Source organism: Streptomyces sp. NPDC051563 (assembly GCF_044454225.1).
Classification (GTDB): domain Bacteria; phylum Actinomycetota; class Actinomycetes; order Streptomycetales; family Streptomycetaceae; genus Streptomyces.
Genome location: NZ_JBITDL010000003.1, coordinates 1 through 24,804, shown reverse-complemented (window position 1 = coordinate 24,804; position 24,804 = coordinate 1). Strand labels below are relative to the sequence as shown.

Below are 24,804 nucleotides of genomic sequence, written 5' to 3'. Positions count from 1 at the left end.
CGGACGGTCCGCCTCCCCCGGCGGCTCCAAATCCCCTGGAGTCCTGTCGGCAGCCCCGCCTAGGGTGACCGGATGAACGCGATACAGGTGGTCACCGACCGGAGCGAGTGGCGGGCCGGCTTCGAGGAGCGGGTCCTCGCCGGGTACCGGGCCGCGGGCTGTTCGGAGCCCCTCGCCCGGGCCCTGCTGGAGCGGGCGCTGAAGGGCGCCGACGACTGGACGGTGGCCGCGGACGGCGCCGGCTGGATCGCGGTCGGGGTGTCCCAGGACAACGGGGCCACCGTGGGCCGGATCCACGATCTGACGGCGGAGCCGGGTCCGGCCGCGGCGGCGGCCCGCGCATGGGCCGAGCGCTGGTGCGCCGGACGGGGCGCGGAACGGGTGGAGGTCCGGCTCAGCGGCGCCGCCGGGCCCGCGCACGCGGTCTTCGCCGACTACCCCGTACGGGGCCAGAACCGGATGCGCACCGCCGCCGAGCGGCCGGAGCTGCCGCCGGGCCTCGGCGTCCGCCCGCTCACCGAGGAGGAGTACCCCGGCTGGTACGCGGGCGAGGAGGCCGCGTACATCGCGGACATCGTCCGCGCCGGAGCCCTGACCGCGGAGCAGGCCAAGGCCAAGTCCGACGAGGACTTCGCCCGGTCCCTCCCGCAGGGCTACCGCACCCCCGGGCACGCCTTCTACGCGATGGAGGCGCAGGGGCAGGTGATCGGCACGGGCTGGGTGAACCACGGCTTCCTGCCGGGCGTCACCTTCGGCTTCTCGCTGGAGGTCTACGAGGAGCACCGCGGCAAGGGCTACGGGCGGGCCGCGATGGCCGTCGGCGAGTGGGCCACCCGGCAGGGCGGCGACGAGGCGATGATGTTCAACGTCTTCGGCGGCAACGAGGTGGCGATGAGCCTCTACGACAGCACCGGGTTCGCCGTCCTGGACGAGTTCCGCTCGCTGCCCCTCTGAAGCGGCCCCGGCCCACTTCCCTGAGGCACTAGAAGACCAGCAGCAGCGAAGCCAGCAGGGCCGCCGAGCCCACGATCTCGACCGCTCCGACCACCGCCACCTTGAGCCCGCGGCCGGGGAGCGCGGCGGCCCGGGCCAGGTAGGCCGCGAAGGGCAGGGCCAGCCACGGGGAGAGGCAGGCCGCCAGGGCGCCGGCCACCGCGTGGTAGGTCACCGAACCGCGGTAGTACGTAAGGGAGTTGCGTTCCCTGATCATCGTCTTCACGTACGGGACCGTGCCCGCGAAGTACAGCAGGCAGGCGGCGGCGGGCGCCCACGGCAGTCCTCCGCCGCCCAGCCGGGCGGCCACCGGCAGCATGCCGCACGCCGGGGCCACCGCGACCAGCCCGTTGACCAGAGCCCGCTCGCGGTTGGTGCGCGCGAACCAGGAGTTCACGGCCACGAAGGGCGCCGCCACCGCGCCCGCGAGCAGCAGCCAGGGGTGGAGCACCGCGAGCGGGATCCCCGCCAGGGCGGTCGCCGCACCGAGGACGAGCGCCGGGCGGACGTGCCGCCGGGCCACCTGCGGGCGCCGCGCGGCGACCCGGCGCAGGCGCAGCCACTGCTGGGCGTGGAAGACCGCGGCGTAGCCGAGGAGCCAGGCCGTCAGCAGCAGGGCGTGCTGCGCCCCGGGCCGCGGCGAGAGGAACGTGCCCGCGAGGAAGGGCACCGTAAGCATCGCCCACGCCCCGTGCTGGTCCGGAATCCAGGCCGCTTTCCTTCCCCTGTTCCGGGACACCTCGGCGAAGCCTTCCGCTCGTCGATATCCGGATAACTGGTATTCGGACTCGTAATTTTCCGTCTCCACAATGGAGTTGACCTCTCCAGCGTGGCATCCACTCGGCCTGTGAAAGACCGGGATTAGGTCACCCCCGTACGGGACCTTTGTCATCGGATTCGCCTCCGCGCCGGGCGTAGCGTCGTGCCTGGGTCATCTTGCCCAGACCCCGCACCGCCTTTTATTCCGGCCTGGAGGGTCGCCTTGCACGAGCGCCACGCACGCGAAGAACGCGACGGACGCGACGTACGCGACCGACACCAGGACGCCGTCGAATCGCTGATCAAGGCGGGCAGTTTCTTCCGGACCGCCGAGGTCTCGGAGGACCTGCGGACCGTCCACCACACCGGCGGCCGCGCCGCGGAGGCCTTCTACCGGGACCGGTGGAGCCACGACAAGGTCGTGTACTCCACCCACGGCGTGAACTGCACCGGCTCCTGCCGGTGGAAGGTCTACGTCAAGGACGGGATCATCACCTGGGAGACCCAGTCCACCGACTACCCCTCCGTGGGCCCCGACAGCCCCGAGTACGAGCCCCGCGGCTGCCCGCGCGGCGCCTCGTTCTCCTGGTACTCCTACTCCCCCACCCGGGTGCGCTACCCGTACGTGCGCGGCACCCTGCTGGAGATGTACCGCGAGGCCAAGGCGCGTCTCGGCGACCCGGTCGAGGCCTGGGCCGACATCCAGTCCGACCCGGTCCGCCGGCGCTCGTACCAGCAGGCCCGCGGCAAGGGCGGCCTGGTGCGGGCGACGTGGGAGGAGGCGACGGAGATCGTCGCCGCCGCGCACGTGCACACGATCAAGGAGCACGGGCCGGACCGGGTGGCGGGCTTCTCGCCGATCCCGGCGATGTCGATGGCCTCGCACGCGGCCGGCGCCCGCTTCCACTCGCTCATCGGCGCGCCGATGCTGTCCTTCTACGACTGGTACGCCGATCTCCCGGTCGCCTCCCCGCAGGTGTTCGGGGACCAGACGGACGTCCCCGAGTCGGGCGACTGGTGGGACGCCGCGTACCTGATGATGTGGGGCTCGAACGTCCCCGTCACCCGTACCCCGGACGCCCACTGGATGGCCGAGGCCCGTTACCGCGGCCAGAAGGTCGTCACCGTTTCCCCGGATTACGCGGACAACACCAAATTCGCCGACGAATGGATGCACCCGCACCCCGGTACGGACGGTGCGCTGGCCCTCGCGATGGGCCACGTCATCCTCAAGGAATTCTTCGTCGACAAGCAGACCCCTTTCTTCACGGATTACGTCCGCCAGTACACGGACCTGCCGTTCCTGGTGTCCCTCAAGGAGACCGAGCAAGGCCTGGTTCCGGGGAAGTTCGTCACCGCGGCCGACCTCGGCCGGGAGACGGAGAACGCGCGGTGGAAGACCGTGCTGGTCGACGACGCGACCGGCGAGGCCGTCGTGCCGAACGGCTCGCTCGGCCACCGCTGGGGCAAGAACGAGAAGCCCGAGTGGAACCTCGACCTCGGGGACACCGTCCCGCGGCTGACGCTCCACGGCACCGCCGACGAGAGCGCGGAGATCGTCCTCCCGCGCTTCGAGGACGACGAGCGGGGCGGCACGATCCGCCGCGGCGTTCCGGTACGGCGGCTCGCGACCGCCGACGGCGAGCGGCTCGTCACGACCGTCTTCGACCTGATGCTTGCCCAGTACGGGGTCGGCCGCGAGGGCCTGCCCGGCGTGTGGCCCACCGGCTACGAGGACGCGAGCGCCCCGGGCACCCCCGGCTGGCAGGAGTCGCTGACCTCCGTCCCGGCGGCCCAGGCGGCGCGCGTGGCACGGGAGTTCGCGCAGACCGCCGAGCAGTCGAACGGCCGCTGCATGATCCTGATGGGCGCGGGCACGAACCACTGGTTCCACTCGGAGACCATCTACCGCTCCTTCCTGGCCCTGCTCACCCTCACCGGCTGCCAGGGCCGCAACGGCGGCGGCTGGGGCCACTACGTCGGCCAGGAGAAGTGCCGTCCGGTCACCGGCTGGGCGACGCTGGCCGCCGCCTCCGACTGGTCGCGCCCGCCGCGCCAGATGATCGGCGCGGCCTGGTTCTACCTGCACACCGACCAGTGGCGTTACGACACCCTGCCGGCCGAGGCGCTGGCCTCCCCGCTGGCCACCGGGGCCTTCGAGGGCATGACCGGCTCGGACTGCCTGGCGGCGAGCGCCCGGATGGGCTGGATGCCCTCGTACCCGACCTTCGACCGCAACCCGCTGGAGCTGGGCGAGGCCGAGGACCCGATCGCGGAGACCGTCCGGCAGCTGAGGAGCGGCGAGCTCGGCTTCGCCGGCGAGGACCCGGACGCCCCGCACAACTGGCCGCGCGTGCTGAACGTGTGGCGGGCCAACCTGCTGGGCTCCAGCTCCAAGGGCAACGAGTACTTCCTCAAGCACCTCCTGGGCACCCACTCCAACCTGCCCGAGGACGGGCCGCGCTGCACCCCGAAGGACGTGACGTACCGGGAGGAGGACGTGGAGGGCAAGCTCGACCTGCTCATGTCCATGGACTTCCGGATGACGTCGACGACGCTGCTCTCCGACGTGGTGCTCCCGGCGGCCACCTGGTACGAGAAGCACGACCTGTCCTCCACGGACATGCACCCCTTCCTGCACGCCTTCACCCCGGCCGTGGACCCGCCGTGGCAGGCCCGCTCCGACTACGACGCCTTCAAGGGGCTGGCCGAGCGCTTCGGCGAGCTCGCGAAGACCCACCTGGGCGTGCGCAAGGACCTGGTCGCCACCGCCCTCCAGCACGACACCCCGGGCGGCGAGATGGCCCAGCCCGGCGGGGTCGCGCTGGACTGGTCGAAGGGCGAGTGCGAGCCCGTACCGGGCCGGACCATGTACAACCTGGCGGTCGTGGAGCGGGATTACGGGGCGGTCGGCGAGAAGTTCGCCGCGCTCGGGCCGCTCGTCGACGAGCTGGGCGTGACCACGAAGGCCGTCACCTTCGACGTGGCCGAGGAGATCTCCTACCTCGGTGCGAAGAACGGTACGGTCCGCGGCGGAGTCGCCGACGGCCGCCCGCGCCTGGAGACCGCCCAGCAGGCCTGCGAGGCGATCCTCTCCCTCTCCGGCACCAGCAACGGCCGCCTGGCCACGCAGGGGTTCGAGACCCTGGAGAAGAAGGTCGGCACGCACATGGCCCACCTGGCCGCCGAGGCCGAGGGCAAGCGGATCACCTTCGCCGACACCCAGGCCCGCCCGGTCCCGGTGATCACCTCGCCCGAGTGGTCGGGTTCGGAGTCCGGCGGGCGCCGGTACACGGCCTTCACGATCAACACCGAGCACCTCAAGCCATGGCACACCCTCACCGGCCGCCAGCACTTCTTCATCGACCACGACTGGCTGCACGAGGTCGGGGAGTCCCTCCCCGTCTACAAGCCGCCGCTGAACATGCACACCCTGTACGGGGAGCCCGAGCTCGGCACGGTCGACGAGAAGACCAAGTCGGTGGCGGTCCGGTACCTGACCCCCCACAACAAGTGGGCGATCCACAGCCAGTACCAGGACAACCTCTACATGATGACCCTGGGCCGCGGCGGCCAGACGGTGTGGATGTCCCCGCAGGACGCCGAGGCGATCGGCGTCGCGGACAACGACTGGATCGAGGCGGTCAACCGCAACGGCGTGATCACCGCCCGCGCGATCGTCTCCCACAAGATGCCGCCCGGCACGGTCTACATGAACCACGCGCAGGAGCGCACGGTCGGCGTCCCCAAGACGGAGAAGACCGGCCGCCGCGGCGGCATCCACAACTCGCTCACCCGGGTGATGCTCAAGCCCACCCACCTCATCGGCGGTTACGCCCAGCTCACCTGGGCCTTCAACTACCTCGGCCCGACCGGCAACCAGCGCGACGAGGTGACGGTCATCCGCCGCCGCGACCAGAAGGTGGAGTTCTAACAACATGCGCGTGATGGCACAGGTCGCGATGGTCATGAACCTCGACAAGTGCATCGGCTGCCACACCTGCTCGGTCACCTGCAAGCAGGCGTGGACCAACCGGCAGGGCACCGAGTACGTCTGGTTCAACAACGTCGAAACCCTCCCCGGCCAGGGCTACCCGCGCCGCTGGGAGGACCAGGAGAAGTGGAAGGGCGGCTGGGAGCGCACCCGCTCCGGCAAGCTCCGCCTCAAGGCGGGCGGCCGCCTCGCCAAGCTGGGCAAGATCTTCGCGAACCCGGACCTGCCGGAGATCGACGACTACTACCAGCCCTGGACCTACGAGTACAAGAACCTCACCGAGGCTCCGGCGGGCGACGACATGCCCACCGCCCGGCCCGTCTCCCAGCTCACCGGCGAGCCCATCGACAAGATCGAATGGGGTCCGAACTGGGACGACAACCTCGGCGGCGCGCCCACGCACGCCCCGCAGGACCCGATCATCGAGAAGATCCGCGACGAGGTCGGCGAGAAGATCCGCTTCGAGTTCGAGCAGAGCTTCATGTTCTACCTCCCGCGCATCTGCGAGCACTGCCTCAACCCCGCGTGCGTCTCCTCCTGTCCCTCGGGCGCGATGTACAAGCGCGAGGAGGACGGCATCGTCCTGGTCGACCAGGACCAGTGCCGCGGCTGGCGGATGTGCGTGACCGGATGCCCGTACAAGAAGGTGTACTTCAACCACCAGACCGGCAAGGCCGAGAAGTGCACGTTCTGCTTCCCGCGCATCGAGGTCGGCATGCCGACGGTGTGCTCGGAGACCTGCGTGGGCCGGATGCGCTACCTCGGCGTGATGCTCTACGACGCCGACAAGGTGGCCGAGGCCGCCGCGGTCGAGGACGAGCACGATCTGTACCCCTCCCAGGTGGAGTGCTTCCTGGACCCCGCGGACCCGGCCGTGATCGCCGCCGCCCGCGCGGCCGGCATCACCGACGAGTGGCTCGACGCGGCCCGCAACTCCCCGGTCTACGACCTGATCGCCACCTACCAGGTCGCCCTGCCGCTCCACCCGGAGTACCGGACGATGCCGATGGTCTGGTACATCCCGCCGCTCTCTCCCGTCGTCGAGGCGGTCGCCGCCACCGGCAGCGACGGCGAGGACGCCGGGAACCTGTTCGGGGCCATCGACGCGATGCGCATCCCCGTCGAGTACCTCGCCGCGGTCCTGACCGCCGGCGACACCGTGCCCGTGGAGGCGGTGCTGCGCCGGATGGCCGCGATGCGCGCCTACATGCGCCGCGTCAACCTGGGCGAGGAGCGGGACGAGTCGATCGCGCGGGCCGTCGGACTGTCCGGGCAGGAGATGGAGGACATGTTCCGCCTCCTCGCCATCGCCAAGATCGAGGACCGCTTCGTGGTCCCCAGCGCCGCCCGCGCCGACGCCGACGCGCTGGCCGATTCCCACCCGCTGGACGAAGCCGGCCAGGGCTGCCCCGTCGGTGCGCTGCCCGAACCCCGGGTGATGCTCAACCTCGGGGATACCAGGAGGCGTTCGTGATCCGGCACCCGATGAGGGGCGATGCACTGGTACGCCTGGTCGCGGGCTGCGTCTTGCAGTACCCCGGCGACTACTTCCACGACGAACTCCCGCGGCTCCGTGCGGCCCTCGCCGGGGCGACCGCCGAACCGGCCGCACTGCTCGGCGCGTTCCTCGACGAGGCCGAACCGCAGACCCCGATCGAGCTGTGCTCCCAGTACACCTCGACCTTCGACACCCGCAACCGGCGCTGCCTCTACCTCACCTGGTGGGTCGACGGGGACACCCGCCGGCGCGGGCTGTCCCTGGTCCGGCTGAAGCGGATCTACCGGGACTTCGGGCTGGAGTTCGCGGGCGAGGAGCTGCCCGACTTCCTGCCGGTGGCTCTGGAGTTCGCCGCCCGCGAGGAGGAGGCCGGCACCCGGCTGCTCCAGGAGCACCGGGCCGGGCTGGAGCTGCTGCGCCTCGCGCTCACCGAGTCCGGATCCCCGTACGCCCGGGTCCTGGAGGCCGTCTGCGCGACGCTGCCCGGGCCCTCCCCCGAGACCAAGGCGGAGGCGAAGGCCCTCGCGAAGAACGGGCCGCCGCAGGAGCTGGTGGGCGCGGGCTCGGCGCTCGAACCGTTCGGGCCGGGCCTCGACATGCCGGCCGACTTCCCGGGCGCGGTCCCGACCGACCTCCCCTGGCCCACGACGGCTTCCCCGGCCGCTGCCGCCGTCTCCGAAAGGATGCCCGCCTGATGGACCTCCTCCTGTGGGGCGTACTGCCGTACGTCTCGATCGCCCTGCTGATCGCGGGCACGGTCTGGCGGGCCCGGTTCGACAAGTTCGGCTGGACCACGCACTCCTCGCAGCTGCACGAGTCGCGGCTGCTGCGCATCGGCTCGCCGCTCTTCCACTTCGGCATGCTCTTCGTGGTCCTGGGCCACGTGGTCGGCCTGCTCGTCCCGAAGAGCTGGACCGACGCGGTGGGCCTGAGCGACCACGCCTACCACCTGATGGCGGTCTCCACCGGCACGGTGGCGGGCGTCGCGGCCGCCGCCGGCATCGGGATCCTGGTCTACCGCCGCTTCAAGGTGCCGGCCGTGCGCCGCGCGACGCTGCGCAGCGACCACCTGATGTACACGTTCCTGCTCGGCGCGATGGTGCTGGGCCTCACGGCCACCCTCCTCAACTCGACCGGGATGACGAACGACTACAACTACCGCGACGGCATCTCGCTGTGGTTCCGCAGCCTGTTCACCTTCACCCCGGACTACCACCTGATGGCGGGCGCCCCGCTCGCCTTCAAGCTGCACATCCTGTTCGGCTTCACGCTGTTCGCGCTGATCCCGTACTCGCGGCTGGTGCACGCCTTCTCCGTCCCGGTGAAGTACCTGTTCCGGCCGTACGTGGTCTACCGCAAGCGGGACCCGGAGCAGCTCGCCGACCGCCCGAGCAAGCGCGGCTGGGAGCGGGTCTCGTGACGCCCCGAACCGGTCCCGCGGACCCCCGCCCCGGCCCCGCGAACGGCCGCTCTGGCCTAGCGCACGGCCGCCCCGGCCCCGGGCACGCCCGCCCCGCCCACTCCGTCGTGCGCAGCCCCCGCCACGCGGTCTCCGACCGGCCCTTCATCGTCATCTGGGAGGCCACCCGGGCCTGCCCGCTGGCCTGTCTGCACTGCCGGGCCGAGGCGCAGACCCTGCGCCACCCCGGGGAGCTCGACGGGGCGGACGCCCGCCGGGTGATGGACCAGATCGCCGCCTTCGGCAAGCCCAGCCCGCTCTTCGTGATCACCGGCGGGGACCCCTTCCAGCGCGCCGACCTCACCGACCTGATCGCGTACGGAACCTCGCTCGGCCTGCGCGTCGCGGTGTCCCCTTCGGGTACGCCGACGCTGACCCGGGAGAACCTCGTAGCGGTGCGGGAAGCGGGGGCCATCGCGCTCTCGCTCTCCCTGGACGGTTCGACGGCCGAGCGGCACGACGCCTTCCGCGGGGTGCCCGGGGTGTACGACTGGACGCTGGAGGGCTGGCGGGCGGCCCGGGAGCTCGGGCTCAAGGTGCAGATCAACACCACGGTCACCCGCGACAGCCTGGAGGACCTGGCCGACATCGCGGCGCTGGTCAAGCGCGAGGGCGCGATGCTGTGGTCGGGCTTCGTGCTGGTCCCGACCGGGCGCGGGGAACAGCTGGACTCGCTGACCGCCGACGAGATCGAGGACGTCCTGCACTTCCTGTACGACTGCGGGGCGGTGATGGCCACCAAGACCACGGAGGGCCACCACTTCCGGCGGGTCGTGCTCCAGCGCACCGTGCTGGACGCGCGCGGCGAGAAGCCCGTCCTGGGCCCGCTCCACGAGCGCCTGACGGCCCGCGCCCGCGAGCTGGGGGTCTTCGACGGGGAGCGGCGGGCCGTGCGCCGGCCGCCCATGGACGTCTCCTCGGGGCGCGGCTTCGTCTTCATCTCGCACACCGGCGAGGTGCACCCCAGCGGCTTCCTGCCGCTGTCCGCGGGCAACGTGAAGAACCACCCGCTGACCGACATCTACCGGGGCTCGGTGCTGTTCACCAAGCTCCGCGACCCCTCGCTGCTGCGCGGGAAGTGCGGGGCGTGCGAGTTCAAGACGGTGTGCGGCGGATCGCGCTCGCGGGCGTACGGCTTCACGCGCGACGTGCTGGAGGCGGATCCGTACTGCGCCTACGAGCCCGGCAGCTTCCCGTACCAGGAGGACCTCAGGGCTTTGGCCGAAAGCATGAGGCGCTGACCCACCCCGTTCCCATAAGTTCCATAGGGGAACATATCGACCACGGCTCCGGCCACGGGAGAACACAATGCGTTCAGTGATCGTCATCGGTGGCGGTATCAGCGGTCTGGCCGCCGCATGGCAGTTGCGCGGCCAGGCCGATGTGACCGTCCTGGAGAGCCACGCCAAGGTCGGCGGGAAGCTCCGGACCGGCACCATCGCCGGCATCACCGTCGACGAGGGCGCGGAATCCCTCATGGCCCTGCGCCCGGAGGCCGTGGAACTGGCCGCCGCCGTCGGACTCGGCGAGGCCCTCTGCGACCCCGCGAAGGCCCCCACCACCATCTGGACCAACGGCGCCCTGCGCCCGCTGCCCGCCGGACACGTCATGGGCGTCCCCACCGACCCCTCCGCGCTGATCGGCACCGGGCTCCTCTCCCCCGAGGGCGTGCAGCGGGTCGCCGCCGAGGAGACCCTCCCGGCCACCCCGCTCACCGAGGACTGCTCGGTCACCGAGTACCTGGCCGGCCGCTTCGGCCAGGAGGCCGTGGACCGGCTCATCGAACCCATGCTGGGCGGGGTCTACGCCGGCCTCGCCGAGCGGCTCTCGCTGCGCGCGGCCATGCCCCGGATCGCGGCCCTCGCCGAACAGGGCACCCCGCTCCTCCCGGCCCTGCGCCGGATGCGCGCGGCGGGCGCCCCCCGCTCGGGGGCCGTGGCCGTCCAGGGCGTCGTCGGCGGCACCGGGCGCTTCCCGGCGGCCGTCGCGGAGGCCTGCGGAGCCCGCATCCTCACCGGGACCACGGCCCGCTCGCTCCAGCGGGTCGCCGACGGCCGCTGGCGCGTCCAGGCCATGACCGGCGACGGCGCACTCACGATGGAGGCCGACGCGGTCGTCCTCGCCCTCCCCGCCTTCGCGGCCGCGGAGCTGCTGCGCCCGCACTCCCCGATCGCCGAGGCCGAGCTCTCCTCGATCCCGCACGCCTCGACGGCCGTCATCACCATGGCCTTCTCCCGCGCCCAGGCCCACTTCCTCCCCCAGGGCAACGGCTTCCTGGTCCCGCCGGTCGACGGCCACACCCTCAAGGCCGCCTCCTTCCTCTCCAACAAGTGGTCCTGGCTGCACGACTCGGCCCCCGAGACCTTCGTGCTGCGCGCCTCCATCGGCCGCATCGGCGAGGACGAGCTGCTCGGCCGCCCCGACCGCCACCTGGTCCGCTCGGCGATCGCCGAGCTCCACCACGCGGTGGGCCCCATGGGCGAACCCCTGGCCACCCGCGTCACCCGCTGGGACCGGGGCCTGCCCCAGTACGGCGTCGGGCACCGCGAGCGCGTCGCCCGCATCCGCGAGGCCGCCGGCAAGCTCCCGGGCATCGCCCTGTGCGGAGCCGCGTACGAGGGCGTGGGCGTGGCCGCCTGCGTCGCCACGGGGCGCGCGGCGGCGAAGCAGATCCTGACGCAGCCGTAGCGAGCCGCCCGGCCCTTCGTATCGGGCGGGTATCGGGGAGCGCTTGATTCGCCATCCGATCGGCCCGCGGGGCCGTGATGAAGGGAATCACGGCTTCCGCGGCCCTATCGTTCCCTTCAGGTACCCGCCCCGCCCCGTCCGCCGAACAGGAGTCGTCCCCGTGTCCACCCCCACCCCGGCTCCTGCCGCTCCGCGATCCGTGCGCGTGCTGCTGGTGGAGGACGACGAGCTGATGCGCCGCTCGTTCACCGTCTCCCTGGAGCGCTACGGATACACGGTGCGGGCCGCCGCCGACGGGCTCACGGGACTGGAGAACTTCCGCGACGAGGACTTCGACCTGCTGATCCTCGACGTGATGCTGCCCGGCCTCGACGGGATCGGCCTGTGCCGCAAGGTCCGGGAGACCAGCCTGGTACCGGTCCTGATGATGTCGGCGCGCGGCGACGGGCTGGACATCGTCGCCGGTCTGGAGGCCGGCGCGGACGACTACGTGGTCAAGCCGGTGGACACCAACGTGCTCGTGGCCCGCATCCGCTCGCTGCTGCGCCGGGCCACCTACGCCCCCGCCCCCGCCCCGGCAGGAGCCGGACGGGGCGCGGCCGAGGCGGCCGGACCGTCCGAGGGCGAACTGCTGGCCTTCGGGGACCTGACCATCCACACCGGCGGCCTCGACGTGGCCGTCGGCGGCACCCCGGTGGCGCTGACCCCGACCGAACTGAAGCTGCTGCTGGAGTTCGCCGCGCACCCGGGGATCGTGCTGGAGCGGCACACCCTCCTGCGCAACGTCTGGGACTACGGCTGGGACGGCGACAGCCGGGTCGTGGACCTGTGCGTGCAGCGGCTGCGCGGCAAGCTCGGCCGGGACCGGATCGAAACGGTCCGCGGTTTCGGCTACAAGCTCAGGCGTTGAGCGCGGTGCCCGCCTTCGATCGGCCGCAGCAGCCCCGGGTTCCCCTGAGCTGGAAGATCGCCGCACTGGCCGGGGCCACGGCCTGCCTGGTCGCGCTGGTGGTGGGCCTGCTGGTGCACGTGTGGACCAAGCACGACATCCGGCACCGGGCCGAACGGCAGGCCCGCGACGACGTGGTCTCGGCCACGGACGTCTACCGCCGGTCCGGGGCCCTCACCAGCGATGCCCGCCTCGACCCGGCCGACCTGCCCTACGCACTGACCAGGCCCACCGACGACGACCCGCACGTGTCGTACGGCGGGAACAGCCCCGGGAGCACGGACCCCACCGTCTGGGGCGCCCAGCGGGTCGGCGGACCGGGCACCCCGGTGCTGGCCGTCCAGGTCACCATCCACAACGAGTTCCGCGAGCTGTACCGGCTCGACCTGACCATGGCGGTGGCCTCGCTGATCGCCCTCACGGTCGTCACCCCGCTGGCGGGCTTCGGGGCCGGGGTGCTCGCCCGCCGGCTGCGGCGGGTCTCCGAGACCGCGAGCCGCATCTCCCGCGGGGACCTGGACGCCCGGACCGGACCCACCAAGGGCGGCGACGAGGTGTCCGACATCGCCGCGACCGTCGACCTCATGGCCGACACCCTCAGCCGCCGCCTGGCCGACGAGCGCCGGTTCACCGCGGACGTGGCGCACGAGCTGCGCACGCCCGTCGGCGGTCTGCTGGCCACCGCGGATCTGCTGGCGCCCGGCGAGACTGAGGATCTGCTCCGGTCCCGGGTGCGCGATCTGCGCGGGCTGGTCGAGGACCTCCTGGAGATCTCCCGGCTGGACGCGGGCGCCGAACTGCCGGTCCACGCCCGGGTCCCGCTCGGCGCGGTCGTCGCCGAGGCCGTGGCGCGCACCGGCCTCGACACCGAGGTAGACGCCCGGCCTGCCGACAGCGTGGAGACCGACCCGCGCCGCCTCGAACGGATCGTCGGCAACCTCGTCGTCAACGCCCACCGGCACGGGAAGGGTCCGGTGCGGGTCACCGTCGAGGACCGTACGGTCGTCGTACGGGACCACGGCCCGGGATTCCCCGCGCACCTGCTGCACGACGGCCCGCGCCGCTTCCAGACGGGCGCGGCGGAGCGCGGTACGGGCCACGGCCTGGGCCTGACCATCGCCGTGGGCCAGGCCGGGGTGCTCGGCGCCGAACTCCGCTTCACCAACGCCCCGGACGGCGGCGCGGTCGCCACGCTGCACTTGCCGGGCTGAGGGCCGGGCGGCTCGTCGGCTCGACGGGTCGACGGGTCGACGGCCCGACGGCCCGACGGCTCGTCAGCTACAGGACCGATACACACGGGAGCGGTCGCCGATACTCCGCGGCCCGAGCCCCGATACCTCCCCCGGACACCCTTCGAAGTGCAGCTTCCCGCGCCCGAAGAGGAGTCCCCGTGACCGCCCCCCTTGCCCCGCACCCGCACCACGCGCCGACCGGCATCGCGGCCGCCGCCACCGGCCTCTCGAAGGTCTACGGCAGCGGAGACACCCGGGTCGTCGCCCTGGACGGGGTCGACATCTCCTTCCGCGAGGGCGAGTTCACCGCGATCATGGGCCCCTCCGGCTGCGGCAAGTCCACCCTGATGCACTGCGCCGCCGGGCTCGACTCCTTCTCCTCCGGCTCCGTCCGCATCGGCACCACCGAGCTGGGCTCCCTGAACGACGAGCAGCTCACCCGGCTGCGCCGCGACCGGATCGGCTTCATCTTCCAGGCGTTCAACCTGCTGCCGACGCTGACCGCGCTGGAGAACATCACGCTGCCGCTGACCATCGCCGGCCGCAAGCCCGACAGCCAGTGGCTGGACCACGTGGTGTCGATGACCGGGCTCGCCGACCGGCTCGGGCACCGTCCCGGGCAGCTCTCCGGCGGGCAGCAGCAGCGCGTGGCGGTGGCCCGGGCCCTGGTCTCGCGCCCCGCGATCATCTTCGGCGACGAGCCCACCGGAAACCTCGACTCCCGCGCCGGGGCCGAGGTCCTGGGGTTCCTGCGCGACTCGGTGCGCGAGCTGGGCCAGACCGTGGTCATGGTCACCCACGATCCGGTCGCCGCCGCCTACGCCGACCGCGTGGTCTTCCTCGCCGACGGGCGCCTGGTCGACGAGATGCAGCAGCCCACCGCGGAGCGGGTCCTGGACCGGATGAAGGCGTTCGACGCCCGCTTCCGCACGAGCTGACCCCGCCGCGCTCCCGCACCGCACCAGCCGCCCGCCCGCTCACCCGGGCCCGCCTCCCAGGATCCGCATCCCATGTTCCGTACCGCCCTGCGCAACGTGCTCGCGCACAAGGCCCGCCTGCTGATGACCGTGTTCGCGGTCATGCTCGGCGTCACCTTCGTCACCGGCAGCCTCGTCTACGGCGACAGCCAGAAGCAGGCCAACACCGACCGGGCGAGTGCCGGCTACGACCGCATCTCCCTCAACGTCTCGCCCAACGGCGTGCCCGGCGGCCCGCCCGGCACCCTCGACGCGCGCACCGCGGCCTCCCTGGCCGAGGTCCCCGGCGTCGCCGCCGCCGCGGGCCGGGTCAGCGGCTTCGCCGCCGTCGCCGACCGCGAGGGCCGGCTGCTGGGCAGCGCCGACTTCCGCAAGGGCGGCAACTTCGCCCCGGCCAAGGACGGAAGGGACCCGGCCTACGCGTTCACGGAGGGATCCGGCCCGGGCGACGGCAAAACCGTCGCCCTCGACCAGGCCTCCGCCGCCAAGGGCGGCTACCGCGTCGGGGACACCGTGCGCATCGGTACGAGCACCGGCGCCGGGTCCTACCGGCTCAGCGGCATCTTCCGTACCGACGTCTCCAAACTGACCCCCGGCGGCAGCCTCGTGCTCTTCGCCGACGCCACCGCCCAGCAGTTGTTCCTCCAGCCCGGCCATTACACGGACATCGAGATCACGGCCGCCCCCGGCACACCCGCGACGCAGCTCCTCGACCGGGTCGAAGCCGTGATCCCCAAGGACTCCACCGCGGTCACCGGCGCCCAGCTCGCCCGGCTCCACGCCAACCTCGCCTCCACCGGCAGCGACACCATGAGCCAGATCATGGTGGGCTTCGCCGCGGTCGCCCTGTTCGTGGCCACCTTCCTGATCTCCAACACCTTCACCATGCTGGTCTCCCGCCGCACCCGGGAGCTGGCCCTGATGCGGGCCGTCGGCGCCACCCGCAAGCAGGTCCGCCGGATCCTGCTCACCGAGTCCGTCCTCGTCGGCCTGATCGCCTCCGTGGGCGGCATCGTGGCCGGCACCGGGGTCGCCGCCCTGCTCCAGAGCGTCTTCTCCTCCGCCGCCCGCCCGGACGCCCCGCTGACCCTGCTCCCCTCCACGGTGGTCATCGCGCTGCTGGTCGGCACCGCCCTGCCCGTGATCGCCGCCTGGGTGCCCGTCCGGCGGGCCATGGCCATCCCGCCCGTCGCCGCGCTCGGCGCTGCCGAACCCGCCGCCCCCGCCCGGGTCGGCTCCCTGCGCACCGGGATCGGCGCCGCCCTGCTGCTCACCGGCCTGGCCACGGCCCTGTACGGAGCCCTCACCGCGTCGGACACCCAGGACGCCCGGACCGTCATCGCCCTCGGCGCGGCCCTCACCCTGACCGGCGCGCTCGCCCTCATCCCCCTCCTGGCCCAGCCGTTCACCGCCCTGCTCCGCCCGCTGCTGCTCCGCTTCAGCCCGGTGCACGGCGACCTCGCCGCCCGCAACACCGTGCGCGACCCGCGGCGTACCGGCGCCACCGCCTCGGCGCTCGCCATCGCCCTCGCCCTCGCCTCGGGCCTGTCGGTCCTCGGCGCCTCCGCCACCCAGTACCTCGACGGCGCGACCACCCGGGACATCACCGGCGACTACCTGGTGCAGGCCCCCTCGGGCGGCCAGCGGCTGACCCCCGCCACCGCCGAGCCCCTCAAGAACCTGTCCGGCGCCACCTTCAGCCCCCTCAACCAGTCCACCGAGTACCGGATCGGCGGCGTCCCCTCCGTCCTGACCGGCGTCGACCCCGCCGCCATCGGCCGCCTCGTGCGCTACGAGGTGACCGCGGGCTCCCTCGACAGCCTCGGCCAGGGCAAGGTCGCCGTCGCCGACTACAAGGCCCGGGCCAACGGCTGGAAGGTCGGCCAGAGCCTCCCCGTGAAGCGGCTGGACCAGCAGGGCGAGATCACCATCGGCGCGATCTACCACGCGGACGAGCAGAGCAAGGTGCTGCCCAGCATCACCGCACCCGACTCCCTGGTCGCCCGCTTCGACCCCGCCCCGAACACCGACGCGATCGTCGTGGCCACCGCGGGCGGACCCGGCCGGGCCCAGCTCGCGAGCGTCGTCCAGGCACTCGGCGACAACCCCGCCCTGTCCGTCCTCGACAAGGAGGCCATCCGGGCGGAGGACACCAGCGGCATCGGCGACCAGCTCGACATCTTCTACGCGATGCTCAGCATGGCTCTGGTGATCGCGGCCCTGGGCATCGCCAACACCCTCGCGATGTCCGTGCTCGAACGCCGCAAGGAGATCGGCACGCTCCGCGCCCTCGGCCTGGACCGCACCGGAGTGACCCGGATGATCCGCATCGAGGCCCTGCTCGTCGGCGCCCTCGGCGCGACCATCGGCACCGTCATGGGGGTCTTCACGGGCTGGGCCCTCGGCAACACCCTCCAGGAGAGCGTCGCCGGATACGCACTGGTCATCCCCTGGGGCCAGCTGGCCCTCGGGGTGCTGCTCGCCATGGCCGGCGCCCTGCTCGCCTCCCTCTGGCCGGCCCGCCGGGCCGCCGGCGTCGACATCCCCGCCGCCACGGCCGCCCACTGACCGCTCGCGCGCACCCCGCCCCCACGTGCCCCGAATGGGTCAGCGCGGGGGCGGGGTGCGCGCGGCGCGCCCAGGATGAAGACATGCCGACACACGCCCTGCGGGTCGCCGCTGCCGCTGCCGCCGCCGCCGCCCTGCTCGCCACCAGCGCCTGTTCCGACGGCGGAGGCAAGGAGAAGAGGGGCAAGGACGGGGCCGCGCAGGGCATCAAGAAGCCCGAGTGGGGCGAGTGCCAGGCCCCCTCCCCCGCCGAGGGAGTCGGGCAGGTCCCCGGCAAGGACTGGCAGTGCGCCGTCCTCGACGTGCCCCTCGACTACGCCCAGCCGGAAGGGGAGACGATCCCGCTGGCCCTGATCCGGGCGAAGGCCCGGGACAAGAACAAGCGGATCGGTTCGCTCGTCTTCAACTTCGGCGGCCCCGGCGGCTCCGGCATCAGCACCCTGCCCGGCGCGGCGAAGGACTACGGGGCCCTGCGCGAGCGCTACGACCTGGTCAGCTTCGATCCGCGCGGGGTGGGCCGCAGCGCGCCCGTGCTGTGCGAGGACGACAAGGGGCTCGACGCCTACTACGCCGCCGACTCCAGCCCCTCGACTCCGGAGGAGGAGAAGCAGTTCCTCGCCACCTCCAAGAAGTACAAGGAGGCCTGCGAGAAGAGGTCGGGCAAGGTGCTGCCCCACGTCGGCACCGAGAACGCGGCCCGGGACCTGGACCGGCTCCGCCAGGCCCTCGGCGACGAGAAGCTGAACTACTTCGGCATCTCCTACGGAACCGAGCTCGGCGGGGTCTACGCCCACCTCTTCCCCAAGAACGTCGGCCGGGCCGTCTTCGACGCCGTGGTCGACCCGACCAAGAACTCCGAGGAGGGCGCCCTCGGCCAGGCCAAGGGCTTCCAGCTCGCGCTCGGCAACTTCGCCCAGGACTGCGTGAACCGCGGCGACTCCTGCCAGCTCCAGGGCAGCACCGCCAAGGAGATCGAGGCGAACATCATCAAGCTCCAGAAGGAGCTGGCGGCCAAGCCCATCCCCGGCTCCGGCGACCGGCTCCTCACGGACGACGCCGCGACCAACGGCATCGCCTTCGCCCTGTACTCCAAGGAGGCCTGGCCCCTGCTGGAACAGGGCCTCGACGAGGCCGAGGGCGGCCAGGGGCAACTGCTGCTCGCCATGTCGGACGCGCTCAACGGCCGCGATCCCAAGGGCACTTACAGCAACATCGGATCGGCCAACACCGCCATCAGCTGCGCCGACTCCAAGGACCGCTACACGCTGGCGCAGACCAAGGCGAAGCTGCCGGAGTTCCGTGCCGCCTCGCCCGTCTTCGGGGACTTCCTCGGCTGGGCCATGATGAGCTGCACCGACTGGCCCGTGGCCGGCGTCTGGAACACCCCGGACGTCTCCGCCCCCGGCTCGGCTCCCATCCTGGTGATCGGCAACACCGGTGACCCGGCGACCCCGTACGAGGGCGCCCGCAAGATGGTGGAGCGGCTCGGCCCCGGCGTCGGCGTGGAACTCACCTTCAAGGGCGAGGGACACGGCGCCTACAACAGCGGCGACCCCTGCGTGCAGCAGGCCGTCAACACCTACCTGCTCGACGGGAAGGTGCCCGCCGCGGGCACGGTCTGCACGGCGTCGGCCTCCCCGCCCCCGAGCTCGCCCGTTTAACCCCGGCCCCGGCACGCCGGAGGGACCGCACCTCGCGCGAGCGAAGTACGGCCCCTCCGGGCGACGGCCAGTGAACCGCCTACGAGTAGACCGGCTGCTAGTAGACCGGCTTCTCGGGCTCGATCTGGTGGACCCAGCCGATGACTCCGCCGCCGACGTGGACCGCGTCCGCGAAGCCCGCGGACTTCAGGACCGCGAGGACTTCCGCACTGCGGACACCCGTCTTGCAGTGCAAGACGATGCGCTTGTCCTGCGGCAGGTCCGCCAGGGCGGTGCCCATCAGGAACTCGCCCTTGGGGATCAGCTTCGCACCGGGGATCGAGACGATCTCGTACTCGTTGATCTCGCGGACGTCGATGATCTCGATCGGCTCGTCGTTGTCGATCCACTCCTTGAGCTGCTTGGGAGTGATCGTGGAGCCGAGCGCGGCCTCCTGGGCCTCCTCCGACACGACGCCGCAGAAGGCCTCGTAGTCGATGAGCTCGGTGACGGTCGCGTTCGGACCGCAGACCGCGCAGTCGGGGTCCTTGCGGACCTTGACCTGGCGGTACTGCATCTCCAGGGCGTCGTAGATCATCAGGCGGCCGACCAGCGACTCGCCGACGCCGGTGAGGACCTTGATGGCCTCGGTGACCTGGATGGACCCGATGGACGCGCAGAGCACGCCCAGCACGCCGCCCTCGGCGCAGCTCGGGACCATGCCCGGCGGGGGCGGCTCCGGGTAGAGGCAGCGGTAGCACGGGCCGTGCTCGGACCAGAAGACCGAGGCCTGGCCGTCGAAGCGGTAGATCGAGCCCCAGACGTACGGCTTGTTCAGCAGCACGCAGGCGTCGTTGACGAGGTAGCGCGTGGCGAAGTTGTCCGTGCCGTCGACGATGAGGTCGTACTGGCTGAAGATCTCCATCACGTTGTCGGCTTCGAGCCGCTCCTCGTGAAGGACCACGTTGACGTACGGGTTGATGCCCAGCACGCTGTCGCGGGCCGACTCGGCCTTGGAACGGCCGATGTCCGCCTGGCTGTGGATGATCTGGCGCTGCAGGTTCGACTCGTCGACCTCGTCGAACTCCACGATGCCCAGCGTGCCGACGCCGGCCGCGGCCAGGTACATGAGGGCGGGAGAGCCGAGGCCGCCCGCGCCCACGGCGAGCACCTTGGCGTTCTTCAGGCGCTTCTGGCCGTCCATCCCGACATCGGGGATGATCAGGTGACGCGAGTACCGGCGGACCTCGTCAACGGTGAGCTCAGCTGCTGGCTCGACCAGGGGTGGCAGCGACACGGGGACTCCAGGGTCATCCCCGCGGAAGCGGGGAGCTTTTGTAGGTTGTTCTATCCCGTAACACTGCCACGCCCTCTTTCATTCCAAGACACCCGTCCCAATCCGCGAGACGATTTCGTCCCAGTACCCGGGCATCGACGCCCAGGGGTCCCGGTCCCCGGCCCCGCGCCGGTCGGTGAACCAGATGGTCCCCGCGCCCTGCCAGCGGGCGATCCGCAGCGCCTCCTCCAGGTGCGTGCGCGGGACTCCGTGCACGAGGTGGCAGAAGGTCTCGGGCGGATGGTCCGCCGTCCACTCCGCCACCTGCGACCACCGGTAGTCGGCCCAGGTTCCGGAGAAGGTGACCAGCTGGTCGGCGGTCTCCGTGTACCCCTCGTAGGGGTGGGTGCCGTGTCCGAGGACGATCCGCAGGCCCTCGCCGAGCCCCCGCAGGGTGTCCGCGACCCGGCGCACGGCGGCCAGTTCCGCCTTCCCGGCGGGGGCGTCCGCGAGGTAGAAGCCGTCGGTCGCGTACCAGTCCCGGAAGCGGTGGGCGTCGGAGACGAGCTCCCCGAACGACCGTTCCCCGTCTCGCATCGCGAGATGACCGAGGACCGAGCCACCCGCGCTGCGGAGTTTCGCGGCCGCCTCCGTGCAGTGCGGGTCGGGCCGGCCGCCCGGGCCGTCCGTGACGTTCAGGACGGCCCAGTGCAGCGGGGTGCCGGGCCGGGTCAGCTCTCCCCATTCCACCGGTGCCAGCAGCGGGTGCGCGTACCCGGGGACCCCCAATCCCAGCCGGCCCGCCTCGGTGGCCGCCTGGCCGGCGGCCGGCGGGGTGGTCAGATGCGGCACGCCGCCTCCATCCAGATGTCCGCGAGGGACTCCTCCAGGTTGATCCGCGGCCGCCAGCCGAGCCGGTCGCGGGCGGTACGGACGTCCGCCTGCTGCCAGGCTCCGCAGCCGTCCGGGTAGGGGTACGGGGGCTGGGCCGTCGCGGCGGCGATCTGCTCGGCCGTGGCCTCGGAGCGCGGGGAGCCGATGGCGGCGAGCCCGGCGGGCCGGCCGGGATGCCCGTGGGCCTGCGGGTGCTGGGCGTGCTGCGGTACGTCGACCTCGTGCAGCGAGCCTCCGTACCCGGCGACCCGTGCCAGCACGGCGGCCGCGTCGCGCAGCCGGACCGCCCGGCCGGTGCCGATGTTGACGACGCCCTGGGCCGCCGACAGCGAGGCGGCGTGCACCGCCCGCGCCACGTCCCGTACGTCGACGAAGTCGCGCTGGACGCCGAGCCCGCTGAGCTTGAGCTCGCCGTCCCCGGACTGCATGGCGCGCCGCATGGCCTCGGCCAGCCGGCCGAGGGGGGATCCCGCGGGGGTGCCGGGGCCGACGGGCGAGAAGACCCGCAGGACGACCGCGTCCAGCCCGGAGCCGAGGACCAGCTCGGTGGCGGCCAGTTTGCTGACTCCGTACGGCCCTCCAGGTCTGGGCACGGCGTCCTCGGCCGTGGAGGACCCGGGCTGGCTGGGCCCGTACTCGGCGGCGCAGCCGAGCTGGACGAGCCGGGCACCACAGCCGCTGCGGCGCAGCGATTCGCAGATGGTGGCGACGGCGACGGTGTTGTGCCGGGTGAGCTCGCGGGCGCCGCCCCGGGTGGCTCCCGCGCAGTTGATGACGACGCCCGGGTGTACGGCGTCGAGGAACCGGGTGAGCGCACCGGGGCTGCCGGTGGCGAGGTCGAAGCGGACGTCGGCGTCGTCCCCGCGGCCGAGCGCGGTGAGCTGGACCGCGGGGTCGGCGAGCAGCCGGTCCGCGACGTAACGCCCGAGGTATCCGTTGGCTCCGATCAGCAACACCCTCATCGCGCGGCCCCTTGGTTGGTTGGCTGGCCGGTCATGTCCTGTTTCTCCTTGCTGGGTGGGTGGATCGGGGTGGGGGGTACGGCGCTTCGGCGTGTGCTTCCGAAGGGTTCAGGGCCGCTGCGCGTGCGCGGAGGCCCGCGACAGTGCGAGGACGGCGGGTACGAGGACTCCCGCGGCGGCGGCGAACGGCGCCGCCGGGACCGGGAGCAGGGCGAGTACGAGGGCCAGCGCCGCGGCGAGGGCTCCGCGCGGGGCTCCGTGGCGGAGCAGCAGCCGGGTCAGCAGGAGCAGCACCGCGAGCGGTACGGCCACCGCCAGGGGGGTCCCGGTCAGCGCGGCCGCCCCCGCGGCGGCCGCTGCGTACAGCGCGAGCGTGCCGATCAGCAGCGGTCGCACCCCGTCGGCGAAGTCCTCCAGGGCCCGGCTCCCGGCGAGCCTGCGCCGGGCGAGGGCGGCGAAGACGGAGCCGGCCAGGTGTCCGGGAGCGACGGCCACGGCCAGGGCGGCCCCGAGCGGGGTCCCGTGGCGGTGGACGGCCCAGCCGACGGCGGCGGCGGCCAGCAGGTACGCGGCGGCGGGGAACCGGCCCCCGGCGGCCCGGCCGGGCCGGCCGAGCGCGGCCACGGTGACGAGCACCGCCAGGGCTCCGGCCCAGGGCACACCGGCGGCGGCCGCGCCGAGGGCGAGGGCCCCGGGCAGCAGCGCGTAGCCGAAGCCCCGTACCGCCTTGGCGTGGACCGGGATGCCGGCCGGCGGGGCGGGCTGGGCGGCGTCGCGGGAGCTCCGGGCGTAGAGCTCCTCCGCGAGGGAGAAGACGTCCCGGTGGCGGAACCGGGCGGCGGTGCGGTCGGTGATGCCGTGCGCCTCCAGCCCGGCGGCGATCTCCAGCGGGTCCACGGCGTGCTCGCAGAGCTCCCGGTGGCGGTGGAGCAGCGCCTTGACGGGGTCCCCGGCGGAGCGGGCCCTGCGCGGCGGGGGCGGGTCCAGCGGGGGGACGGCTTCGTCCAGCGGCACGGTCATGCGGAGGCCTCCGAACCGGCGGGGTGCCCGGCCCGCACGGCGGACGGGACACCGGATTCGGTGTGCGGGGCGGCCCAGGTGGGGGTGGCCCAGTGGCCCGGCACGCGGGCCTCGGGCGGCTGCTCGAAGGGCACCCCGGTGCCGTCGGGACGGGCCGGGCCGTGGGCCAGGAGGTGCAGGTAGGACTGCTGGAAGGCGGCGACGTTCTGCTCGACGGTGAAGAGTTCGAGGGCCCGCGCCCGGGCGGCCGACCCGAGCCGCTGGGCCCGCTCGGGGTCCTGCAGCAGCGTGATGCAGGCCTCGGCGAGTGCGCGCGGATTGCGCGGCGGCACCACGAGCCCGGTCCCGCCGATCACCTCGACCACGGCTCCGACGTCGGTGGACACGGTGGCCCGGCCGCAGAACATCGCCTCGGCCAGGGTGATGGGGAAGCCCTCGATGACGGAGGAGAGCACCACCACCCGCCCGGAGCCGTACGCGCGGGCCGGGGAGGGCACGTCGGGTCCGCCGATCTCCTCGAAGGTGACCGGGTTCTCCCCGACCGCGTGGGCGTCGGCGGCCTCGTCGGGGAAGAGCTGCGCGGCGAGCGAGCGGCAGTCGGCGAGGTAGCCGTGCCCAACCGCGTGGTTCCCCGCCCCGGCCTCGGTCGCGGATCCCGCGCTCGCGGAGCCCGCGCTGCCCACCGCGGTCGCGAAGATCCGCAGCCGGGCGCGCGGTTCGGCCTTGCGCACCTCGGCGAAGGCGTGCAGCAGGGCGATCAGGTCCTTGGCGGGGTCCACCCGGCCGACCCAGATGAGGGTGTGCGGGTCCCCGCACGCGGGGTCCTCGCCCACCGCGGCGAATCGGTCCGCCTCCATCCCGGGGTAGACCGTGCGCAGCCGCTCGCGGGAGGCTCCGCAGCGTTCCTGCCAGCGCCGGGCGTGCGCGTTGCCGGGGGTGAGCAGGTCGGCCTGGGCGTAGATCTCGCCGGCCAGCCGGGTGTGGAAGGCCGCGAGCAGGGCCCGTACGGCCGGCCGCTCGTCCCGGGCGGAGGTCTCCAGGTAGTGGGCCCGGAGCTGGACCCCGTACTCGGTGACCAGGAGCGGCACTCCGAAGAAGCGTTTGGCCAGGAGGCCGGGGAGGGCCGCCACCCCGCCCGCGGCGGCGTGGCAGACGTCGACCTCGCGCAGGTCCTCGTACCAGTCCAGGGACAACGGCCGCAGCATCCGCTCCAGTTCGTCCACGAACTCCAGCAGGTCCGCGACCTGTGCCCGCTGTACGGCCCGGCTCGCCTCGGGGGCGCGGCAGGCGGACTCCACCGCCCGTACGGCCGTCTCCGAGCGCAGTGCCGCGTACAGCCCGCCCTGTTCCGAGGCGAGCCCGGCGAGCCCGTACAGCCCGTCCGCGAACCGGGCGGGGTCGGCTCCGCAGATCCCGCGGACCAGTTCGGTGAAGGCGGCGGCGAAGCGGCGCCGCTCGCGCCGCCGGTAGCTGCGCCCGTCGTCGGCCGGTGCCCACAGCGGGGCGGTCCGCACCCGGGTGACGTGGACGGGCAGCGGCACGTGGCCGCGCTCCTCCTGCTCGGCGCTGCGGCTCAGGGCGTAGAGCTCGAACTCGTGCTGGGGAAGCCCGCGCACGAGCCGGTCGCACCACAGCCTCGCTTCCCCCGTGGCATACGGATAACCACCTTCCGTGAGCAGTCCGATCCGCACGAGTGGCACCCCCGATCTCCCGTTTCAGGCGGTCTCCGTCGGTCCGGCGACCCGCCGGATACGAACTCAAGCGGATATGCCGAAGGGGGGGGGGGGGGGGGGGGGGGGGCGCCCCCCCCCGGGGGGGGGGGTGGGGGGGGGGCCGGAGGGGGGGGGGGGGGGGCGGCGAGTAACAAGTGGGGGGGCCCCCGCGCGGGGCCCCCC

18 protein-coding genes are annotated in these 24,804 nt (G+C 72.9%); 12 read left to right on the top strand and 6 right to left on the bottom strand.

The features are described from left to right. Positions 1-72 precede the first annotated feature (72 nt). Positions 73-954 carry a GNAT family N-acetyltransferase gene (locus tag ACIA8F_RS04330; RefSeq protein WP_399376669.1) on the top strand — a complete coding sequence of 294 codons (882 nt, stop codon included), beginning with the start codon at positions 73-75 and terminating at the stop codon, positions 952-954. A 28-nt stretch (positions 955-982) separates the two neighbouring features. Here the strand turns inward: ACIA8F_RS04330 and ACIA8F_RS04325 are convergent, their stop codons facing one another. Continuing rightward, the gene (locus ACIA8F_RS04325) at positions 983-1,732 is read right to left on the bottom strand and encodes a YwiC-like family protein (protein ID WP_399376668.1); all 750 of its coding nucleotides are present in this window, start codon (positions 1,730-1,732) and stop codon (positions 983-985) included. Positions 1,733-2,050: 318 nt separating this feature from the next. Here ACIA8F_RS04325 and ACIA8F_RS04320 point away from each other — a divergent pair, with 318 nt between their 5' ends. The 11 genes from ACIA8F_RS04320 (at position 2,051) to ACIA8F_RS04270 (ending at position 18,778) form a co-directional block, all read left to right on the top strand. Further along, positions 2,051-5,686 carry a nitrate reductase subunit alpha gene (locus ACIA8F_RS04320; protein WP_399376981.1) on the top strand — a complete coding sequence of 1,212 codons (3,636 nt, stop codon included), beginning with the start codon at positions 2,051-2,053 and terminating at the stop codon, positions 5,684-5,686. A 4-nt stretch (positions 5,687-5,690) separates the two neighbouring features. Then, entirely contained in the window at positions 5,691-7,220 is a 1,530-nt protein-coding gene (gene narH / locus ACIA8F_RS04315) for a nitrate reductase subunit beta (RefSeq protein ID WP_399376667.1), read from the top strand. 11 nt (positions 7,221-7,231) lie between these two features. Beyond that, entirely contained in the window at positions 7,232-7,939 is a 708-nt protein-coding gene (narJ, locus tag ACIA8F_RS04310) for a nitrate reductase molybdenum cofactor assembly chaperone (protein ID WP_399376665.1), read from the top strand. Next, positions 7,939-8,664 carry a respiratory nitrate reductase subunit gamma gene (gene narI / locus ACIA8F_RS04305; RefSeq protein WP_399376664.1) on the top strand — a complete coding sequence of 242 codons (726 nt, stop codon included), beginning with the start codon at positions 7,939-7,941 and terminating at the stop codon, positions 8,662-8,664. Before narJ ends, narI begins: the two co-directional genes overlap by 1 nt. 107 nt (positions 8,665-8,771) lie before the next feature. After that, the gene (locus ACIA8F_RS04300; RefSeq protein WP_399376663.1) at positions 8,772-9,944 is read left to right on the top strand and encodes a TIGR04053 family radical SAM/SPASM domain-containing protein; all 1,173 of its coding nucleotides are present in this window, start codon (positions 8,772-8,774) and stop codon (positions 9,942-9,944) included. A gap of 67 nt (positions 9,945-10,011) precedes the next feature. After that, a complete protein-coding gene (gene hemG, locus ACIA8F_RS04295; protein ID WP_399376662.1) occupies positions 10,012-11,391 on the top strand; it encodes a protoporphyrinogen oxidase in 1,380 nt (459 codons plus the stop codon). 160 nt (positions 11,392-11,551) lie between these two features. Continuing rightward, positions 11,552-12,301 carry a two-component system response regulator CseB gene (gene cseB, locus ACIA8F_RS04290; protein ID WP_399376661.1) on the top strand — a complete coding sequence of 250 codons (750 nt, stop codon included), beginning with the start codon at positions 11,552-11,554 and terminating at the stop codon, positions 12,299-12,301. A gap of 5 nt (positions 12,302-12,306) precedes the next feature. Then, on the top strand, positions 12,307-13,551 hold the full coding sequence (locus tag ACIA8F_RS04285; RefSeq protein ID WP_399376980.1) for a sensor histidine kinase: 1,245 nt from the start codon (positions 12,307-12,309) through the stop codon (positions 13,549-13,551). A 179-nt stretch (positions 13,552-13,730) separates the two neighbouring features. Then, positions 13,731-14,510 carry an ABC transporter ATP-binding protein gene (locus ACIA8F_RS04280; protein WP_399376660.1) on the top strand — a complete coding sequence of 260 codons (780 nt, stop codon included), beginning with the start codon at positions 13,731-13,733 and terminating at the stop codon, positions 14,508-14,510. A 72-nt stretch (positions 14,511-14,582) separates the two neighbouring features. Next, positions 14,583-17,117, top strand: coding sequence for an ABC transporter permease (locus ACIA8F_RS04275; protein WP_399376658.1), 2,535 nt, complete (start codon positions 14,583-14,585; stop codon positions 17,115-17,117). Between the two features lie 83 nt (positions 17,118-17,200). Further along, positions 17,201-18,778 carry an alpha/beta hydrolase gene (locus ACIA8F_RS04270; RefSeq protein ID WP_399376657.1) on the top strand — a complete coding sequence of 526 codons (1,578 nt, stop codon included), beginning with the start codon at positions 17,201-17,203 and terminating at the stop codon, positions 18,776-18,778. Between the two features lie 97 nt (positions 18,779-18,875). Here ACIA8F_RS04270 and moeZ read toward each other — a convergent pair whose 3' ends face one another. The 5 genes from moeZ to ACIA8F_RS04245 all read right to left on the bottom strand — a co-directional run bounded on the left by moeZ (position 18,876) and on the right by ACIA8F_RS04245 (position 24,600). Continuing rightward, positions 18,876-20,054: an adenylyltransferase/sulfurtransferase MoeZ gene (gene moeZ / locus ACIA8F_RS04265; protein WP_327254829.1), complete on the bottom strand. Its 1,179-nt coding sequence runs from the start codon at positions 20,052-20,054 to the stop codon at positions 18,876-18,878. A gap of 78 nt (positions 20,055-20,132) precedes the next feature. After that, positions 20,133-20,885, bottom strand: a complete 753-nt coding sequence (locus ACIA8F_RS04260; protein ID WP_399376655.1) for a spherulation-specific family 4 protein — start codon at positions 20,883-20,885, stop codon at positions 20,133-20,135. After that, positions 20,873-21,889, bottom strand: a complete 1,017-nt coding sequence (locus ACIA8F_RS04255; protein ID WP_399376653.1) for an NAD-dependent epimerase/dehydratase — start codon at positions 21,887-21,889, stop codon at positions 20,873-20,875. The genes ACIA8F_RS04260 and ACIA8F_RS04255 overlap by 13 nt, the downstream gene beginning before the upstream one ends. A 108-nt stretch (positions 21,890-21,997) precedes the next feature. Further along, positions 21,998-22,909: a hypothetical protein gene (locus ACIA8F_RS04250; RefSeq protein WP_399376652.1), complete on the bottom strand. Its 912-nt coding sequence runs from the start codon at positions 22,907-22,909 to the stop codon at positions 21,998-22,000. After that, positions 22,906-24,600 (bottom strand): DUF3492 domain-containing protein, encoded by a 1,695-nt coding sequence (locus ACIA8F_RS04245; RefSeq protein ID WP_399376979.1) that lies wholly within the window; start codon positions 24,598-24,600, stop codon positions 22,906-22,908. Before ACIA8F_RS04245 ends, ACIA8F_RS04250 begins: the two co-directional genes overlap by 4 nt. Positions 24,601-24,804: the final 204 nt, after the last annotated feature.

What these genes read in the sequence shown, in the direction of transcription:
- ACIA8F_RS04250 (WP_399376652.1), bottom strand. Translation starts at nt 22,909, where the DNA reads ATGACCGTGCCGCTGGACGAAGCCGTCCCCCCGCTGGACCCGCCCCCG.
- narI (WP_399376664.1), top strand. Translation starts at nt 7,939, where the DNA reads ATGGACCTCCTCCTGTGGGGCGTACTGCCGTACGTCTCGATCGCCCTG.
- ACIA8F_RS04330 (WP_399376669.1), top strand. Translation starts at nt 73, where the DNA reads ATGAACGCGATACAGGTGGTCACCGACCGGAGCGAGTGGCGGGCCGGC.
- narH (WP_399376667.1), top strand. Translation starts at nt 5,691, where the DNA reads ATGCGCGTGATGGCACAGGTCGCGATGGTCATGAACCTCGACAAGTGC.
- ACIA8F_RS04275 (WP_399376658.1), top strand. Translation starts at nt 14,583, where the DNA reads ATGTTCCGTACCGCCCTGCGCAACGTGCTCGCGCACAAGGCCCGCCTG.
- ACIA8F_RS04270 (WP_399376657.1), top strand. Translation starts at nt 17,201, where the DNA reads ATGCCGACACACGCCCTGCGGGTCGCCGCTGCCGCTGCCGCCGCCGCC.
- hemG (WP_399376662.1), top strand. Translation starts at nt 10,012, where the DNA reads ATGCGTTCAGTGATCGTCATCGGTGGCGGTATCAGCGGTCTGGCCGCC.
- narJ (WP_399376665.1), top strand. Translation starts at nt 7,232, where the DNA reads ATGAGGGGCGATGCACTGGTACGCCTGGTCGCGGGCTGCGTCTTGCAG.
- ACIA8F_RS04255 (WP_399376653.1), bottom strand. Translation starts at nt 21,889, where the DNA reads ATGAGGGTGTTGCTGATCGGAGCCAACGGATACCTCGGGCGTTACGTC.